15 protein-coding genes are annotated in these 16,527 nt (G+C 65.1%); 4 read left to right on the top strand and 11 right to left on the bottom strand.

Features of this window, described 5'->3' with window-relative positions; genetic code table 11:
* Positions 1–5 precede the first annotated feature (5 nt).
* Positions 6–404, bottom strand: coding sequence for a MerR family DNA-binding transcriptional regulator (locus APH33_RS23465; protein WP_054887435.1), 399 nt, complete (start codon positions 402–404; stop codon positions 6–8).
* Positions 405–467: 63 nt separating this feature from the next.
* Positions 468–1,346 (bottom strand): helix-turn-helix domain-containing protein, encoded by an 879-nt coding sequence (locus tag APH33_RS23460; RefSeq protein WP_054887434.1) that lies wholly within the window; start codon positions 1,344–1,346, stop codon positions 468–470.
* Positions 1,347–1,474: 128 nt separating this feature from the next.
* Here APH33_RS23460 and pobA point away from each other — a divergent pair, with 128 nt between their 5' ends.
* Complete coding sequence (pobA, locus tag APH33_RS23455; protein WP_054887433.1) at positions 1,475–2,662, top strand: 4-hydroxybenzoate 3-monooxygenase; 1,188 nt, start codon at positions 1,475–1,477, stop codon at positions 2,660–2,662.
* A 128-nt stretch (positions 2,663–2,790) separates the two neighbouring features.
* On the opposite strand, the gene APH33_RS23450 is transcribed toward pobA, so the two are convergent.
* On the bottom strand, positions 2,791–3,441 hold the full coding sequence (locus APH33_RS23450; protein ID WP_054887432.1) for an ankyrin repeat domain-containing protein: 651 nt from the start codon (positions 3,439–3,441) through the stop codon (positions 2,791–2,793).
* A gap of 116 nt (positions 3,442–3,557) precedes the next feature.
* Here APH33_RS23450 and ggt point away from each other — a divergent pair, with 116 nt between their 5' ends.
* Positions 3,558–5,348 carry a gamma-glutamyltransferase gene (ggt, locus tag APH33_RS23445; RefSeq protein ID WP_054887431.1) on the top strand — a complete coding sequence of 597 codons (1,791 nt, stop codon included), beginning with the start codon at positions 3,558–3,560 and terminating at the stop codon, positions 5,346–5,348.
* A 65-nt stretch (positions 5,349–5,413) separates the two neighbouring features.
* A complete protein-coding gene (locus APH33_RS23440) occupies positions 5,414–6,295 on the top strand; it encodes a LysR substrate-binding domain-containing protein (RefSeq protein WP_054887444.1) in 882 nt (293 codons plus the stop codon).
* 135 nt (positions 6,296–6,430) lie between these two features.
* Here APH33_RS23440 and dctM read toward each other — a convergent pair whose 3' ends face one another.
* From dctM to APH33_RS23400, 8 genes are all read right to left on the bottom strand, one after another.
* Positions 6,431–7,714, bottom strand: coding sequence for a C4-dicarboxylate TRAP transporter large permease protein DctM (dctM, locus tag APH33_RS23435; RefSeq protein WP_054887430.1), 1,284 nt, complete (start codon positions 7,712–7,714; stop codon positions 6,431–6,433).
* The gene (locus APH33_RS23430) at positions 7,714–8,346 is read right to left on the bottom strand and encodes a TRAP transporter small permease (protein ID WP_054887429.1); all 633 of its coding nucleotides are present in this window, start codon (positions 8,344–8,346) and stop codon (positions 7,714–7,716) included. The genes dctM and APH33_RS23430 overlap by 1 nt, the downstream gene beginning before the upstream one ends.
* A gap of 70 nt (positions 8,347–8,416) precedes the next feature.
* Positions 8,417–9,415 (bottom strand): TRAP transporter substrate-binding protein, encoded by a 999-nt coding sequence (locus APH33_RS23425; protein ID WP_054887428.1) that lies wholly within the window; start codon positions 9,413–9,415, stop codon positions 8,417–8,419.
* A gap of 206 nt (positions 9,416–9,621) precedes the next feature.
* Complete coding sequence (locus APH33_RS23420) at positions 9,622–10,440, bottom strand: CoA ester lyase (protein WP_054887427.1); 819 nt, start codon at positions 10,438–10,440, stop codon at positions 9,622–9,624.
* Positions 10,437–11,636 (bottom strand): CaiB/BaiF CoA-transferase family protein, encoded by a 1,200-nt coding sequence (locus APH33_RS23415; protein WP_054887426.1) that lies wholly within the window; start codon positions 11,634–11,636, stop codon positions 10,437–10,439. The genes APH33_RS23420 and APH33_RS23415 overlap by 4 nt, the downstream gene beginning before the upstream one ends.
* An 18-nt stretch (positions 11,637–11,654) precedes the next feature.
* The gene (locus APH33_RS23410) at positions 11,655–13,004 is read right to left on the bottom strand and encodes an MmgE/PrpD family protein (protein WP_054887425.1); all 1,350 of its coding nucleotides are present in this window, start codon (positions 13,002–13,004) and stop codon (positions 11,655–11,657) included.
* A gap of 10 nt (positions 13,005–13,014) precedes the next feature.
* Entirely contained in the window at positions 13,015–14,178 is a 1,164-nt protein-coding gene (locus APH33_RS23405) for an acyl-CoA dehydrogenase family protein (protein WP_054887424.1), read from the bottom strand.
* Positions 14,179–14,199: 21 nt separating this feature from the next.
* Entirely contained in the window at positions 14,200–15,039 is an 840-nt protein-coding gene (locus APH33_RS23400) for a MaoC family dehydratase N-terminal domain-containing protein (protein WP_054887423.1), read from the bottom strand.
* Positions 15,040–15,165: 126 nt separating this feature from the next.
* Here APH33_RS23400 and APH33_RS23395 point away from each other — a divergent pair, with 126 nt between their 5' ends.
* Positions 15,166–16,053, top strand: coding sequence for a LysR family transcriptional regulator (locus APH33_RS23395; RefSeq protein WP_054887422.1), 888 nt, complete (start codon positions 15,166–15,168; stop codon positions 16,051–16,053).
* Positions 16,054–16,527: the final 474 nt, after the last annotated feature.

The raw sequence follows: 16,527 nt of genomic DNA, 5'->3' as shown, positions 1-16,527 counted from the left end.
TCCTGTCAGCGTTTGTCGTTGTGATTCAGGGTGGCGGCCAGGGCCTGTTCGCAGCGCTCCTGGGCGGTGTCCAGTTCCAGCTGCATCTGGTGGATGTCGAGCATCTGCTGTTCGAGCTGGGCGCGACGCTCGGCGATCTTCGCCAGCATGCTGTGGAGCTGCTTGAGGTTGCCGCTGCTGGGGTCGTACAGCTCGATCAGCTCGCGGCATTCGGCCAGCGAGAAGCCGATGCGCTTGCCACGCAGGATAAGCTTCAGGCTGACCTTGTCACGGGCCGAATAGATGCGCTCCAGACCACGCCGCTCGGGGCTCAGCAGGCCCTGTTCCTCGTAGAAGCGGATGGCGCGGGTGGTGATGTCCAGTTCGCGGGAGAGGTCGGAGATGCTGTAGGTCTGGCTGCTCATGCTTGGGCTCGGCGTGGGGTATGGCAGTATCCTGAGGGCAGGTTGACGTATACGTCAAGCAGATCAGTCGGGCTGTACCGCACGCCGATAACCATTGGGCGTCTGCCCGCTCATGCGCTTGAAGAAGCGGGCGAAGTAGGTCGGGTCGCTGAAACCCAGGCTGTCTGACAGCTGGCCGATGCTCATGCGTGTATAGATGAGGTTGCGCCGTGCCTCGAGCAACAGGCGTTGATGGATGACCTGCAACGCGGTCTGCCCGCTCAGCGCCCGGCACAGTTGGTTGAGCTGCAGGCTGGAGATGTTCAAGCGTGCGGCGAATTCCTCGACCGACAGGTGTTCGCGGTAATGCGCTTCTACCAGGCGCAGGTACTGCCCCAACAGCTGCCGGTCACGCTCGTCCCGGTTGCGTGGGGCCTGGCCCAGTTGCTGGCGACGGCTGATCCACACCATCAGCGCGGTCACCAGCGCGTCGAGCATGGCTGCCCGCGCAGTCGCGTTGCCCTGGTATTCCTGCTGCAGCGTTTCGATCAGGCCGCGCAGCTGGATGCGGTCCTTGCCCAACGGGTAGCACGCCGCTTTCGCCAGTACCCCCAGCGGTGCGCCCAGGCGCTGTTCGAGGTCGGCCACCAGCGCGGTGCCGAAGGTCAGCACATGGCCCTGGATATCGGCGCTGAAGCGAAAGCCATGCACGGTCAGCGGCGGTACCACTTGGATCGCCGCTTCGAGGATGGTGCTGCGCACGCCCTCGATTTCCACCTGCGCCTCGCCGCGCTGCACGTACAACAACTGGAACAGCTCGGCGTGCTGGTGCGGCTTGATTTCCCAGTGATGCATGCGGCTGCGAGCGGGAATCGACTCGCAGTGCAGCAGGTCGGTACCGGGCCAATGCTGGTTTTCGCCATATAGCTGAAACAGCGGCACGCCAGGAAGGGTGGATCTCATGGGTTGAGCGCCTGTCCGTTAATCGAACGGTTTTATCAAAAGTGCATTTTCTGCATCGGATATAACAGCTATTTGCCGGTTATTGCCATTAAAAATGCAAGGGCACCCCCTCTCACGAGATAAAAACAATGAACACTCAGGTTGCAATCATCGGCGCCGGTCCTTCCGGCCTGCTGCTCGGCCAGTTGCTGCACAAGGCGGGCATCGACACCGTCATCCTCGAACGCCAGACCCCTGAATACGTCCTCGGCCGCATTCGCGCGGGGGTGCTTGAACAAGGTACCGTCGACCTGCTGCGCGAAGCCGGCGTGGCTGAGCGCATGGACCGTGAAGGCCTGGTGCACGAGGGCGTCGAGTTGCTGGTCGCGGGCCGTCGCCAGCGCCTGGACCTCAAGGGCCTGACCGGCGGCAAGACGGTGATGGTCTACGGCCAGACCGAAGTCACCCGCGACCTGATGCAGGCTCGCGACGCCAGCGGCGCGCCGATCATCTATTCGGCCAGCAACGTGCAGCCGCACGAACTCAAGGGCGAACGGCCCTACGTGACCTTTGAAAAGGACGGCAAGGCCCACCGCCTGGAGTGCGACTACATCGCCGGTTGCGATGGTTTTCACGGCGTCTCGCGCAAGAGCATCCCCGCAGGCGTCCTCAAGGAGTACGAGCGGGTCTATCCGTTCGGCTGGTTGGGCATGCTGTCCGATACCCCACCGGTCAACCATGAACTGATCTATGCCCACCACCAGCGTGGTTTCTCGCTGTGCAGCCAGCGCTCGCAGACGCGCAGTCGCTACTACCTGCAGGTGCCGCTGGACGAGCGGGTGGAAGACTGGTCTGACGAGCGCTTCTGGAACGAGCTCAAGGCGCGCCTGCCCGAGGATGTGGCACAGCAGCTGGTCACCGGGCCTGCGCTGGAAAAGAGTATCGCGCCACTGCGTAGCCTGGTGGTCGAACCGATGCAGTACGGCCATCTGTTCCTGGTCGGCGATGCCGCGCACATCGTCCCGCCGACTGGCGCCAAGGGCCTGAACCTGGCGGCGTCGGACGTCAACTACCTGTACCGGATCCTGGTCAAGGTGTACCGCGAGGGGCGTACCGACCTGCTGGAGCAGTATTCGCCGCTGGCCCTGCGCCGGGTCTGGAAGGGCGAGCGATTCAGCTGGTTCATGACCCAGCTGCTGCATGACTTTGGCGAGCACAAGGATGCCTGGGACCAGAAGATGCAGGAGGCCGACCGCGAGTACTTCCTTACATCACCGGCCGGGCTGGTGAATATTGCCGAGAACTATGTGGGTTTGCCGTACGAAGAGGTGGCCTGACGCCAGGTCTGGAGTTCGACGCGAAACCTGTGGGAGCGGGCTAGCCCGCGAACACCGGCGAAGCCGGTGCCAGACTCCGCGCTGTCTGTTTCGCGGGCACGCCCGCTCCCACAGGTACTGTGCAGGCCTCAGTGGCTGAGTAGCTGCACCATTTCTTGATAGCCCCGCTGGCGCGCATGCTCCAGCGCGGTCACCCCATCCTTGTCGGCAATCTGCCGATCCGCTCCCGCCGCCAGCAGGCGCCGGACGATCTCGACATGGCGTGGGCCGCCATCGCCGAGGATCACGGCTTCCAGTAGCGCGGTCCAGTGCAGGCGGTTCAGGTGATTCACGTCCACTCCCGCATCGATCAGCATCTGCACGGTGTCCACATGCCCGCGCTCGGCCGCCGGTATCAACGCGGTGCCGCCGTACCGGTTGGTGCTCTTGAGGTCGGCACCATGGCTCAACGTCATCTGCAGGATTTCGTTCAAGCCACGCGCCCCGGCATACAGGTACGGGCTGTCGTCGATGTTGTCCTTGGCGTTCACATCCGCACCGGCCTCGATCAGTGCTTTCGCTGCTGCGACCTGGTTCTCATGGGTGGCCACCAGCAAGGCGGTGCGCCCCTGGCCATCGCGGCTGTTCACGCCGGCGCCCTGCTTGAGCAGCCGTTGCAGGCGGGTGACGTCATTGTCTGCGGCGGCATCGTGCAACTGCTTGTCCATGGCGGTGGTCTCGGCGTGGGCGGCAAGGCTGGTGCAAAGGGCGAGTGCCAGGGCGGCAAGGGATAAGCGCATGGCGAGGGCTCCTGAATGATCTGCCTGTATCCTAGAAAAATCACCCCAGGGCTTGAAGTTAAGAATGCGCATGACCCACAGTGGCCCGCTTGATAGGTAAGGCAGGATGCACGCCGATGAGAGTTTCCACTGCGCTGATCACCACCTTGTGCCTGGCCACGGCCAGTGGCGGCACCTGGGCCGACCAGGTGCTGCCCACGCCACCGGAGCTGGAGTCCGGCTACCGCAGCGGCCTGCAGCCGGTGCACGCCAGCCGGCACATGGTCGCGGCCGCCAACCCGCTGGCCAGCGAAGCCGGGCGGGCGATGCTGCGTGCCGGTGGCAGCGCCATCGATGCGGCGATCGCCATGCAGATGGTGCTGACCTTGGTCGAGCCGCAGTCCAGCGGCATTGGGGGCGGCGCGTTCATCCTCTATTGGGATGGCCAGCGTGTGCAGGCCTTCGACGGCCGCGAAGCCGCACCGGCAGGGGTGACGGAAACGTTGTTCCTGCAAGCGGATGGCTCGCCCATGCCGTTTCGTGCCGCGCAGATCGGCGGGCGCTCGGTGGGTGTGCCGGGCGTGCTGCGGGCGCTGAAACTGGCCCATGACCAGCATGGCAAACTGCCGTGGAAAGACTTGTTCGCGCCGGCCATCGCCCTGGCGCGCAATGGTTTCGCGGTCTCTGAACGCCTGCATACGCTGGTGGCCAGCGACCCCTTCATTGCCCGCGCGCCGGCCATGGCGAAGTACTTTCTGGATGATCAGGGCAAGCCGCTGGCCGTCGGCACAATCCTGCGCAACCCGGCGCTCGCGCAAACCTTCGAACGCATTGCAGAGCAGGGCGTCGATGCCTTCTATGGCGGTGAGATTGCCCAGGCCATGGTGGACGAAGTGCGTCGCCACGCAAATGCCGGGCAGTTGTCACTCGAGGATTTGCAGCGTTACCAGGCCAAGGAGCGCGAGCCGGTCTGTGGCCCATACAAGGCCTGGAACATCTGCGGCATGCCGCCGCCGTCGTCCGGCGGGGTGACCGTGTTGCAGACCCTGGGCATCCTCGACGCCCTGCAGCAGGCCTCGGCGCAACGCGACCTGGCCCGGCAGCCGCCACGCCAGGTGCCGTCCGTAGCAGGGCTCGAACCTACGCCACAGGCCGTGCACCTGATGGCTGAAGCCGAGCGCCTGGCCTACGCCGACCGTGCCCAGTACCTGGCCGACAGCGATTATGTGCCGGTGCCGGTGAAGTCATTGCTCGACCCGGCCTACCTCGCCGAGCGCGCCAGGCAGGTCGGCGAATACAGCATGAAGCGCGCCCGTCCGGGCACCCCGCAGGGTGCCAACCTGGCCCTGGCGCCCGACCGTTCGCCGCTGCGGATTTCCACCTCGCACCTGTCTGCTGTCGATGACAGCGGGCAGGCCCTGGCCATGACCACGTCGGTGGAGTCCGCCTTCGGTTCGCACCTGATGGTCGATGGCTTCCTGCTGAACAACCACCTGACCGACTTTTCGTTCCTGCCTGCGGAGAATGGCAAGCCGGTGGCCAACCGGGTGCAGCCTGGCAAGCGCCCGCTGTCGGCGATGGCGCCAACGCTGGTGTTCTCGCGTGCCTCCGGCGAACTGGTGGCGAGCCTCGGTTCGCCTGGCGGTTCGCAGATCATCGGCTACGTGAACAAGGCGCTGATTGGCCTGCTGGACTGGCATCTTGATCCGCAACAGGCGGCCGGCCTGCCTAACTTCGGCAGCCGCAACGCCGGTACTGAAGTGGAAGCCGGGCTGTTCAGCCCGGCGTTGATCCGCCAGTTGGCTGCGTGGGGCCACGAGGTCACGCCGATGACCATGACCAGTGGCCTGCAGATCATCCAGCGCAGCGGCCAAGGTTGGGACGGTGGTGCCGACCCACGGCGAGAAGGTGTGGCGCTGGGTGACTAGCGCGTTGCCGGGCCAGTAGTGGCGTGGTAGAAGTCAGTCTTGTCATGCAGCCGTTGAATACCAAGATGTCCATCAGCGTTAAATCGAATAGAGCCCTGTTCGACCTCGATCTGTTGCGCGCCATTGTCGTAGTGGCCGATTGCGGCAGTTTCACCACTGCCGCAGCACGCCTGCACTCGACCCAGTCGACCATCAGCCAGAAGGTGCGCCGCCTCGAAGACATGGTTGGCCACCGCCTGTTGGTGCGCGGCAACCGTGACGTGTTGCCGACCGACGCCGGGCAGACCTTGCTCGGTTATGCCCGGCACATGCTGGCGCTGAACGACCAGATGCTCGAAGCCCTGGCTGGGGCAATGGTCGGGGTCACCGTGCGTCTGGGGGTACCCGAGGATTTTGTCGGCGGGCGCACCACCAACGCGCTGTCGGCATTCAGCCGCCTGCACCCGCAGGTCAAGCTGGAGGTCACCAGCGGCCTGTGTCGCGACCTCAGCCAGGCCTACGACAACGGCGAGCTCGACCTGGTCCTGCTCAAGCAGCGGCGCAACAGCCGCGAGGGCGTGGCCTGCTGGCCTGAGCGCCTGCAGTGGATCGACAGTGCGCGCATGCCGGCGTTCGAGCTCGACCCGGTTCCACTGGTGACCTTCCCGCCACGCGGGCTGTACCGCGAGGACATGATCAGTGCCATCGAAGGCATGGGCCGGCGCTGGCGCATCAGCTTCACCAGTTCCAGCCTCAGCGGCATCCAGGCGGCGGTGGCCGACGGCATGGGCATCAGCCTGCTGCCACCGCGAGCGGCAACCGGTGAGCACCGGGTGCTGGGGCATGCACAAGGGTTGCCGGAGGTGGACAGCTACGAGATTGTCATCGTGCACAAGCAGACGGCGGATGTGATGGTCAAGGACCTGGCCGGGGTGATGAGCCAGTTGCTGGCGGGCGGGGGGATCTGACTCGGCCTTTGAATCTTGCACAAACCCTGTGGGAGCGGGCGTGCCCGCGAACACCGGCAGAGCCGGTGCCATACACCGCGGTGCCTGCTTCGCGGGCACGCCCGCTCCCACAGGGTCAGCATTTCAGGTCGATGGCTACGGCATGCCCAACCACTCCGGCAGCGCCAGCGAGATGAACGGCACATAGGTCACCAGCACCAGGAACAGCAGCAGAATCGACAGCCACGGCAGCGCCGCGCGAATCGTCTGCCCCAGGGTCAGCCCGGTCACGGCCGAGGTGACGAACAGGTTCAGCCCCACCGGTGGGTGCACCAGGCCGATCTCCATGTTCACCACCATCACGATGCCCAGGTGAATCGGGTCGATGCCCAGTTTCATCGCGATCGGGAAGAAGATCGGCGCCAGGATCAGGATGATCGCCGATGGCTCCATGAAGCTGCCGGCCACCAGCAGCACGATGTTGACCATGATCAGGAAGCCGATCGGCGTCAGCCCCTCGGACATCACCCACTGGGTGATCTGCTGGGGGATCTGCTCGGTGGTCAGCACATGGGCGAAAAGCATGGCGTTGGCGATGATGAACAGCAGCATGATGGTCAGCCGGCCCGACTCCAGCAGCACTTTCGGGCAGTCACGCAGGCGCATGTCCTTGTATACGAACAGCGCGATGAACGCCGAGTACACTGCCGCCACGGCCGCCGCTTCGGTGGGGGTGAACATGCCGCTGTAGATGCCGCCGAGGATGATCACCAGCAGCAACAGGCCCCAGAATGCGCGCCGGGCGGTGCTCAGCCATTCGGCGAAGCTGGCCCGCGGTTGTGCCGGTAGTTTCTTGATGCGGGCGACAACGTAGATGGTGATCATCAGGAATACGCCAAGCAAGATGCCTGGCACCACGCCGGCCATGAACAGCTTGCCCACCGAAGTCTCGGTGGCCGCCGAGTACACCACCATGACGATCGACGGTGGGATCAGGATGCCCAGGGTGCCGGCGTTGCAGATGATGCCGGCACCGAACTCGCGCGGGTAGCCGGAGCGCACCATGCCGGCCACGGCAATCGAGCCGACGGCGGCCACGGTGGCTGGCGACGACCCCGACAACGCCGCGAACAGCATGCACGCCAGCACTGCGGCAATCGCCAGGCCGCCGCGGATATGCCCGACGCAGGCGTTGGCAAAGTCGATCAGGCGTTGGGCCACGCCGCCGGTGGTCATGAACGCACCCGACAGCAGGAAGAACGGGATGGCCAGGAAGGTGTAGCTGTCGGAGGTCTCGAACAGCTTGATCGCCAGCGAGCTGAGCGAGTCCTGGCTGAACATCAGGATCGACAGCGCCCCCGACAGGCCCAGGGAGATGGCGATCGGCACGCCGAGGAACATGAACACGAACAGCAGCAGGAACAGGCAGATAACCGTCATCAGTGGTGCTCCTCACCGGGGTTGGCCAGCTTGCTGGCTTCGGCAGCCTCGTCGGCCAGGCCCAGGCCGTACTGGCGATGGGTGAACAGGCGGTAGAGGATTTCCAGGTAGCGGACAATCACCAGGGCGAAGCCCAACGGCACGATCAGCGCGATATGGCCGACCTTGATGCCATAGCGGTCGAGGTCCTCGGCGCCGATGCCGGCCACCAGCACTGCGCTGACCCACTTGATGCTGGCCACCAGGAACAACCCGGCGTAGGCCAGGCAGCAGGCGCAGGCGATCATCGCCAGCACCCGTTGCACCGGCTTCGGCGTGCGCCGCACCAGCACATCGACGCCGAGGTGGCCGGCGGTGCGCACGCCATAGGAGATACCGAAGAAGATCAACCAGCCGAACAGCGCCTTGGTCAGGGCGATGCTCCAGGTCATGTCCTGGGCATAGGCCATCAGGTGGTCGCCGATGCCGAGCAGCAGGTCGCTGGCGAAGGCCCAGTGATCACTGAGGGAGTAGAACATCGTGTAGAGGTTGTTCAGCGCCACGTAGAGGAAGGTCACCAAGGTCATGGCCGCCAGGAGGAAAGCGATCATGCCTTCCTCGAAGTGCTCCCAGACACGCCTGAGCGATTGCATAGGGATTCTCCAGACAGAGACAGGACGGGCCACCTGCACGGCAGGCGGCCGGGGTAGGGCGCAGGCAGGGTCAGGAGGCCTTGTTGGCGTCGTCGGCGGCCTTGATCAGCTCAGCGCCGATCTGCTCGGAGAACTTCTCCCACACCGGGCGCATGGCCTCACGCCATTGCTGGCGTTGCTCGGCGGTGAGCGGGTCGATCTCGCTGGTCTTGGCGTCGATGATCTTCTGCCGTGACGTCTGGTTGAGCGCTTCGGCCTGCTTGTTCACCTCGACGGTGACCTCGTCCATGATCGCTTGCAGCTCGCCGCGCACGTCCTCAGGCAGGCTGTTCCAGAATTTAGCGTTGGTGATCACCATGTAGTCGATCAGGCCGTGGTTGGTCTCGGTGAAGAAGGGCTGCACTTCGTTGACTTTCTGGCTCTCGTAGTTCGACCAGGTGTTCTCGGTGCCGTTGACGGTGCCGGTCTGCAGGCCCTGGTAGACCTCGGCGAAGCTCATCTTGCGCGGGTTGGCGCGGATCGCCCTGAACTGCTCTTCAAGCACACTGGAGGCCTGCACGCGGAATTTCAGGCCGCGGGCGTCCTTGGGCAGGATCACCTTTTTGTTCGCCGACAGTTGTTTCAGGCCGTTGTGCCAATAGGCCAGGCCACGGATTCCCTTGTCTTCCATCGAGGTCAGCAGCGCCTTGCCTTGCGGGCCTTGCTGAAAGCGGTCGACGGCGGCCAGGTCATTGAACAGGAACGGCAGGTCGAAGATCTGCACCTGCTTGTTGTAGTGCTCGAACTTGGCCAGCGACGGTGCCAGCATCTGCACGTCGCCAAGCAGCAGGGCTTCCATTTCCTTGCCATCGCCGAACAGCGACGAGTTGGGGTAGACCTCGACCTTGACCTTGTCCTTGAGCTGCGGGTCGGCGGCGACCATTTTCTGGAACATCAGCGCGCCCTGACCCTTGGGCGTGCTGTCGGCCACCACGTGGGCGAACTTGATGACGATGGGGTCGGCGGCCTGGGCCAGGCCGGCCATGGACACTGCGGCGGCGCAGAACAGCGCCTGGGTCAGCTTCAACATCGGTGTCACCTCTGATTTATTGTTGTAGGAGGAGTGGGGTAAAGATGGACCAACGGGCTGCGTATGGAGAATTAGCATTTGTATAAGGCGGCGTTCGGGTTTGCTTAACACCGTCACTTGTACCGGCCCATTCGCGGGCACGCCCGCTCCCACAGGTTCACGCAGTACCTGTGGGAGCGGGCGTGCCCGCGAAGAGGCCGGAATGTTCAGTCGAGATGCCCAGCCAGCAACCGCTGCGCGCGCAACACCACCGGCGCATCGACCATCTGCCCGTCCAGCTGGAAGGCCCCGGCGCCATTGGCTACTTCACTCGCCGCCAGCACCCGCCGCGCCCACGCCAGTTCCTCGGCACTGGGCGCCAGCGCTGCATGAATCACCGCCACCTGCTGAGGATGTATGCACAACGCCCCGCCATACCCCATGTCATAGGCATGCCGCACGGCCCGCTGCAGCCCCTCGGCATCGGCGATGGCCGGGAACACCCCATCCAGCGGCGGCGCCAGATCGGCCCCCCGCGAATGCAGCTGCACCGCCATGCGCGCCTGGTCGAGAAACTGCCGGGCCGCCTCGCTCTCGGTGTTCAACCTCAGGTCCAGGGCCAGGTCGAGGCTGCCGAATGACAAGCGCTCGACGCCTTCGGCTGCGGCAATCTGTGCCAGTGCCAGCAAGCCCTTGGCGCTCTCGATGATTGGCCATACCGGCTTGCCGCCGCGCCAGGCCAGCGCGACTTGAGTCGCGCTCTCCACCTTGGGCAACAGCAGCCCGGCGACCCCGCGCTGCTGCGCGCAGAAGGCCAGGTCGCTTGCGTGCTGCCGATGCTGCGGTGCATTTACCCGCACCCATACAGAGGCCTGCGGCGTGACCTGCAGGAACGCCGCCAGGTGGTCGCGGGCCTGCTGTTTCAGCGGCTCCTCGACGGCATCCTCGAAGTCGACGATCACCACATCGGCACCCGCCGCCAGCGCCTTGGCGAAACGTTCAGGCCGGCTGCCGGGCACGAACAGGGCGGAGCGTACCGCGTTCATACCACGCCTCCTGCGGCCAGGGTGGCGCGCTGTTCGGCGCTCAGGCCCAGCTCGGCGAGGATGCCCGCGGTGTGCTGGCCCAGCGCCGGCACGGCGTCCATGCGTGGGGTGAAGGCGGCATTGCGCCCCGGTGGCAGCAGCGACGGCAGCTTGCCAGCCGGGCTGTCCACTTCACGCCAGCTGTCGCGCGCCTGCAGTTGTGGGTGCTGCCACACGCCGTGCATGTCGTTGACCCGGGCATTGGCAATCTGCGCCTCTTCCAGGCGCGCCACCACCTCGTCGAGTGACAGCGCGGCAAAGCGCTCGACGATGAGCTGGCGCAGCACCTCTCGGTTCTCCGAGCGCTTGAAGTTGGCGTTGAAGCGCTCATCGCTGGCCAGCGCCGGGTCGAGCAGTACTTTTTCGCAGAACAGCGCCCATTCCCGTTCGTTCTGCAGGCCGAGCATGATCGTGCCGCCACCCCCGGTGGGGAACGGCCCGTAGGGGTAGATGGTGGAGTGCGATGCGCCCGCGCGCGGGGGTGGCGGCGCGCCGTTGTAGGCGTAATACATCGGGTAGCCCATCCATTCCACCAGGCTCTCCAGCATCGACACGTCGACGCGGCTGCCCAGGCCGGTCTTGTCGCGCAGCAGCAGCGCCGACAGCACACCGGTGTAGGCATACATACCGGCGGCGATGTCGGCGATCGAGCAGCCGGCCTTGGCCATCTCCCCATCGCCGGGGCCACCCGTCACCGACAGAAAACCGCCCTCGCTCTGGATCAGCAGGTCGTAGGCCTTCTTGTTTTCATACGGGCCGCCTGCGCCGTAGCCGGAAATGTCGCAGACGATCAGCCGTGGGAAGCGCGGGTGCAAGGCGTCGAACGACAGGCCCATGCGGGCGGCGGCGCCGGGTGCGAGGTTTTGCACGAGTACGTCGGCCTTGGCCAGCAGGGCATCGAGGATGCCGTCGGCGGCTTGCTGCTTGAGGTCGAGGGTCAGGCTTTCCTTGGAGCGGTTGGTCCACACGAAGTGCGAGGCCAGGCCGTCGACGCGTTGGTCGTAGCCACGGGCAAAGTCGCCGCTGCCAGGGCGTTCGACCTTGATCACGCGGGCGCCCAGGTCGGCCAGCTGGCGGGTGCAGAAGGGCGCGGCGATGGCATGTTCCAGGCTGACGACGGTGATGCCGTCCAGCGGGCGGGGTGCAGTTTGGGTCATGGGGTCACCTGTTCGTCATCAGTGCAGTGCGGCCAGCGAGCGCGCATCGCGCAGTTGCCAGACCTGCTCGATCAGGGCCTGGCCCTGGGCCGGGCTGCGGGCGCCTGAATAGGCCAGCAGGCGCAGGAACTTGGCTTCCAGCTCCGGGCGTGAAAGGGTGTTGCCGGGGTCGCCCTTGGGCTCGTCGATGCTGGCGCTGAAGCGGCGGCCATCGGTGCAGGTGACCTCGACCCGGCCCAGCCAGCGGGCCGGGTAGGCGGCATCCACTTCAGGGTCCAGCTGCATCTGCACTTTTTCGCGAAAGCGCGCGACCTGAGGGTCGCCCAGCGCCAGGTCGCGGAACTCGATGAGCTGCGCGCTGCCGTGCACGGCTATCAGGCCTAGCACGGTGCCCATGGAAAACTTGGCCTGGTGCACGGTAGTGGGTGTGACGACCCGGCCGAGCACATCGATGGCGCCCTGGTGCACACGGGTGACCACCGTGGCGATCTGCTCATGGGTCAAGCCCTCGCGTTGCATCAACAGCAGCAGCGCATCGGCGGCGGGGTGGGTATGACGGCACGAGGCGTGGAACTTGAACGAGGTTTCCGCCAGCGCCCAGCGCGTGCCCAGGCGGTCGTTCAGGCGCGCCGGGTCGGCGTCACTGGACATCCCGGCAGCCAGGCCCTGGTCACCTTCGAGAATATTGCGCGCGCCGGTCAGGCCATCGGCGGTCAGGTAGGCGGCGAGCAGGCCATCGGCGGCGGCCTTGGCGGTGTGCAGTTGCTTGGAGTCGGCCGCATCGCGGAGGAACTCCCACAGCCCGGCCGCCTGGGTGCCGGCGCTGCCGAGCAGGTTGATGAACTGTGCCTTGTCGAAGCCCAGCAGCTTGCCTACGCCCACAGCAGCGGCCAGGGTGCCGACAGTGGCCGTGGTGTGGAAAATGCGATAGTGCGAACGGCCGAGGAACTCACCGATGCGGATGCCTGCCTCATAGCCGGCGACGCTGGCCAGCAGCAGTTCCTGGCCCGACTTGCCGAGGTCCTGGGCCGCTGCCAGCACGGCGGAGAACACCACGGTGGCCGGGTGCAGCACCGAACGGTTGTGCAAGTCGTCCTGCTCTACCAGGTGTGAGGCAGCGCCGTTGACCAGCGCGGCGAAGTAGGGCGATGAACTGCGCCCGCTGGTCAGCACGCGGGCGCTGCCTTGGGTAGGGCCCATGCGCTCGGCGTAACGCTCGAACAGCGGGATCGGGTGCGCACCCTGGCTGGCCAGGGCCGAGCCGAGCCAGTCGAGAAACAGGTCTTCAGTGCGCTCCAGCACATGGCCGGGGATGTGCGCGTACTGCAGGTCGGCGAGGAAACCCGCCAGGGCTTGGGTAGCTTGCATGCGCGTGCCCTCAGAAGCTGCGTGGCAGCTCGAGCAGGTGCTCGGCCACGTAGGACAGGATCAGGTTGGTTGAGATCGGCGCCACCTGGTACAGGCGGGTTTCGCGGAACTTGCGCTCGACGTCGTATTCGCAGGCAAAGCCGAAGCCGCCGTGGGTCTGCAGGCAGGCATTGGCTGCCTCCCACGAGGCTTTGGCCGCCAGGTACTTGGCCATGTTGGCGCTGGCTCCGGCGTTCTGCCCACTGTCGTACTCGGCGCAGGCGCGCCAGCGCATCAGGTCGGCGGCCTCGATCTCGATATGGGCTTCGGCGATAGGGAATTGCACGCCCTGGTTCTGCCCGATCGGGCGGCCGAACACCACGCGGTCACGGGCGTAGGCGCTGGCCTTCTCGATGAACCAGCGGCCATCGCCGATGCACTCGGCGGCGATAAGGGTGCGCTCGGCATTGAGGCCGTCGAGGATGTAGCGGAAACCCTTGCCTTCCTCGCCGATCAGGCTGCTGGCCGGCAGTTCGAGGTTGTCGAAGAACAGCTCGTTGGTCTCGTGGTTGACCATGTTGGCGATCGGTTGCACGGTCAGGCCGTTACCGATGGCCTCGCGCAGGTCGACGAGGAAGATCGACATGCCCTCGGACTTTTTCTGCACCTGGGGCAAGGGCGTGGTGCGCGCCAGCAGGATCATCAGGTCCGAATGCTGGATGCGCGATATCCACACCTTCTGGCCATTGATCACGTACTTGTCGCCCTGGCGCACGGCAGTGGTCTTGATCTTGGAGGTGTCGGTACCGGTGGTGGGTTCGGTCACGCCCATCGACTGCAGGCGCAGTTCGCCGCTGGCGAGCTTGGGCAGGTAGTGGCGCTTCTGTTCTTCGCTACCGTGGCGCAGCAGGGTGAACATGTTGTACATCTGCCCGTGCACGGTGCCGGAGTTGCCACCGCACGCGTTCACCTCTTCGAGGATCACCGACGCTTCGGCCAGGCCCAGGCCCGAGCCGCCGTACGCTTCGGGGATCATGGCCGACAGCCAGCCGGCGTCGGTCATGGCTTTGACGAAGGCTTCGGGGAAGCCCTTGTGTTCATCGATCGTGCGCCAGTAGCTGGCGTCGAACTCGGCGCACAGGGCGCGCACGCCTTCCCGGATGGCGTTGAGGTCATCGCTGTCGTACGTCTGCATTGGGGTGGTCCCTGTCTGGTCTCAGTCGAAAAGCACGTCGGCGCTCTGCGCCACGCCGTTGGCATTGCCGGCCCACAGCTGGGCCTGGCCGGGTGCGCTGATGCGCCCGGCCACTTCGAACGAGGTCGGCACGGTCAGCGGGCGCACGCCGCGGTAGGCGAAGCGGCGCACATGTTTGCCAGGGTTGGCGCGGATGAAGGCGCGCAGGTTCAAGGTGGCGATCATCGGCCCGTGTACGACCAGGCCGGCGTAGCCTTCGGTTGCGCTGACGTAGGGGAAGTCGTAGTGGATCCGATGGCCGTTGAAGGTCACGGCGGAATAGCGAAACAGCAGGGTCGGCGTTGGTGTGACCGCCTCGCTCCAGTCGGCTGGCATCTCGGCTGCTGCGCTTTCAAGCTTGGGCGGGTTGGCTTCGCGGTAGACGATGTCCTGTTCCTCGCGCACGCACAGCTGGCCGTGTTGCGAGTAGTCGTGGCGCACGGTGACGAACAGCAGGGCGCCAGTGCGGCCGTGCTTCTCCTCGATGTGCAGGATGGTCGACAGGCGATGGGCTTCGGCTCCGACGGTGAGCGGGGCGATGAACTCGACCCGGCCCCCGGCCCACATGCGGTTACGGTTATCGGCCGGGGGCAGGAAACCGCCGCGTAGCGGGTGGCCGTCTGTGCCCAGTTGTGATTCGGCCACTGGCTCCTGGAAGAAGCACCACATCCACAGCGGTGGCAGCGGTTGGCCGACGGCTGGGGCGGTTTCGCCGAAGGTGGCGGCGATGCGCTTGATCAGGTTGCGGCTGAACTCATCGACGGCTTCTTCCGTGCGGCCTATCCAGGCACTGTAGTCGATGGGCGGGTGGAGAGCAGTCATAACCAGGGGCCTCTGCATTTGTTGTTATGGGCCGATCATGCGAGGCGCTTGGCATTCTGTGAATTTGCATTTGTGTAAGGCAGCGTTCATGTATGCTGAACGCCTTCGCCTCGACCGGAGCTCCCCATGCATTTCGACCTGGCAGACTTGCGGCTTTTCATCCACATCGGCGAATCGCCGAGCCTGACCCAGGGCGCACGCCGGGCGTTTCTCTCGCCGGCCGCCGCCAGCGCACGGATCAAGGCGCTGGAGGCGCAGCTCGATACACGTCTGCTGTACCGCGACAGTCGTGGTGTCGAGTTGACCCCGGCGGGGCACAAGCTGCTGATGCATGCCCGCCTGATCATGCGCCAGGTCGACTACCTGAAAGCCGAGTTCACCCAGTTCGGCACCGACCTTGCCGGGCATATTCGCATCTTCGCCAACACCACTGCGGTCACCGAGTTCTTGCCCGAAGTGCTGGCCGGCTTCTTGGCCAAGCGCCCTGGCGTGACGGTAGACCTGCAGGAGCGCCTGTCGCGGGATATCGTGCGCGGTGTGCTCGATGGCAGCAGCGACATGGGTATCATCGCCGGGCCTGTGGAGGCGAGCGGCTTGCAGGTGATGCATTTCAGCACCGACCGCCTGGTGCTGATCGTCCCGGCGGGTCATGAACTGGCAGGTCGCAAGCGGGTGACCCTGAAGCAGACCCTGGACTTCCAGCACATCGGCCTGCACGACGGCAGTACCTTGCTGAGCTTCCTGCGCGACCATGTGGAGCGCATGGGGTTGAACCTGTCGTTGCGTATCCAGCTGTCGAGTTTCGAGGCGATCTGCCGGCTGGTAGAGGCGGGGGTGGGCATCGGCATCATCCCTGAGTCGGCGGCGCTGCGGCACAGCCAGACCATGGAACTGGTGACCATCAGCCTGGATGAGCCGTGGGCGGTGCGCGAGCGGAGCATCCTGGTGCGGGAGCTGGATGCGCTGCCGGGGACGGTGCGAGCGTTGATTGCGACGTTGATGCCAGAAGCGTGATGTCAGCGGCGCTAGCCGCTTCTTGCTCTTGCTCTGTTTTTGCTTTGGCTTCTAAGCGCGCGGTAGTTCAGGCGACGCAGATTGCGACTTCAGGAGGCCGAACGGAGGTCTTGCGGAGGGAGGTGACGGGCATGGATGCCCGTCAAGCGCTGGGCCCCAGGATGGGGCCTGCAGCGCGGTCCTCCCGGGAGCAAGACCGGAGTGAGGGGACCCCGGAGCGTAGCGTAGGGGCCGGATGATGGGAGCGGGCGGCTTTGGTTACTTTGGCCAAGACCAAAGTAACCCGCCGTAAGGGCGGAAAGGTGACTGTGCGCCACCATCGCAAATGAATGCGCACCTGATCTGAAAGCCAAAGCCAAAGCCAAAGCCAAAGCCAAAGCCAAAGCCAAAGCCAAAGCCAAAAGCCAAAAGCCAAAAGCTCGACTGCGGTGGTTTTGATTCAGTCGAGTACATTCATTTGCCATGGCGACGCAC

This window comes from Pseudomonas sp. NBRC 111130, assembly GCF_001320485.1.
Taxonomy (GTDB): domain Bacteria; phylum Pseudomonadota; class Gammaproteobacteria; order Pseudomonadales; family Pseudomonadaceae; genus Aquipseudomonas; species Aquipseudomonas vlassakiae.
The sequence above is the reverse complement of the archived record's forward strand: the minus strand, read 5'-3'. Positions and strand labels throughout refer to the sequence as shown.

Coding starts and splice junctions, on each gene's coding strand:
- dctM (WP_054887430.1), bottom strand. CDS start 7,714: ATGACGGTTATCTGCCTGTTCCTGCTGCTGTTCGTGTTCATGTTCCTC.
- pobA (WP_054887433.1), top strand. CDS start 1,475: ATGAACACTCAGGTTGCAATCATCGGCGCCGGTCCTTCCGGCCTGCTG.
- APH33_RS23395 (WP_054887422.1), top strand. CDS start 15,166: ATGCATTTCGACCTGGCAGACTTGCGGCTTTTCATCCACATCGGCGAA.
- ggt (WP_054887431.1), top strand. CDS start 3,558: ATGAGAGTTTCCACTGCGCTGATCACCACCTTGTGCCTGGCCACGGCC.
- APH33_RS23405 (WP_054887424.1), bottom strand. CDS start 14,178: ATGCAGACGTACGACAGCGATGACCTCAACGCCATCCGGGAAGGCGTG.
- APH33_RS23450 (WP_054887432.1), bottom strand. CDS start 3,441: ATGCGCTTATCCCTTGCCGCCCTGGCACTCGCCCTTTGCACCAGCCTT.
- APH33_RS23410 (WP_054887425.1), bottom strand. CDS start 13,004: ATGCAAGCTACCCAAGCCCTGGCGGGTTTCCTCGCCGACCTGCAGTAC.
- APH33_RS23425 (WP_054887428.1), bottom strand. CDS start 9,415: ATGTTGAAGCTGACCCAGGCGCTGTTCTGCGCCGCCGCAGTGTCCATG.
- APH33_RS23430 (WP_054887429.1), bottom strand. CDS start 8,346: ATGCAATCGCTCAGGCGTGTCTGGGAGCACTTCGAGGAAGGCATGATC.
- APH33_RS23420 (WP_054887427.1), bottom strand. CDS start 10,440: ATGAACGCGGTACGCTCCGCCCTGTTCGTGCCCGGCAGCCGGCCTGAA.
- APH33_RS23415 (WP_054887426.1), bottom strand. CDS start 11,636: ATGACCCAAACTGCACCCCGCCCGCTGGACGGCATCACCGTCGTCAGC.
- APH33_RS23465 (WP_054887435.1), bottom strand. CDS start 404: ATGAGCAGCCAGACCTACAGCATCTCCGACCTCTCCCGCGAACTGGAC.
- APH33_RS23460 (WP_054887434.1), bottom strand. CDS start 1,346: ATGAGATCCACCCTTCCTGGCGTGCCGCTGTTTCAGCTATATGGCGAA.
- APH33_RS23400 (WP_054887423.1), bottom strand. CDS start 15,039: ATGACTGCTCTCCACCCGCCCATCGACTACAGTGCCTGGATAGGCCGC.
- APH33_RS23440 (WP_054887444.1), top strand. CDS start 5,414: ATGTCCATCAGCGTTAAATCGAATAGAGCCCTGTTCGACCTCGATCTG.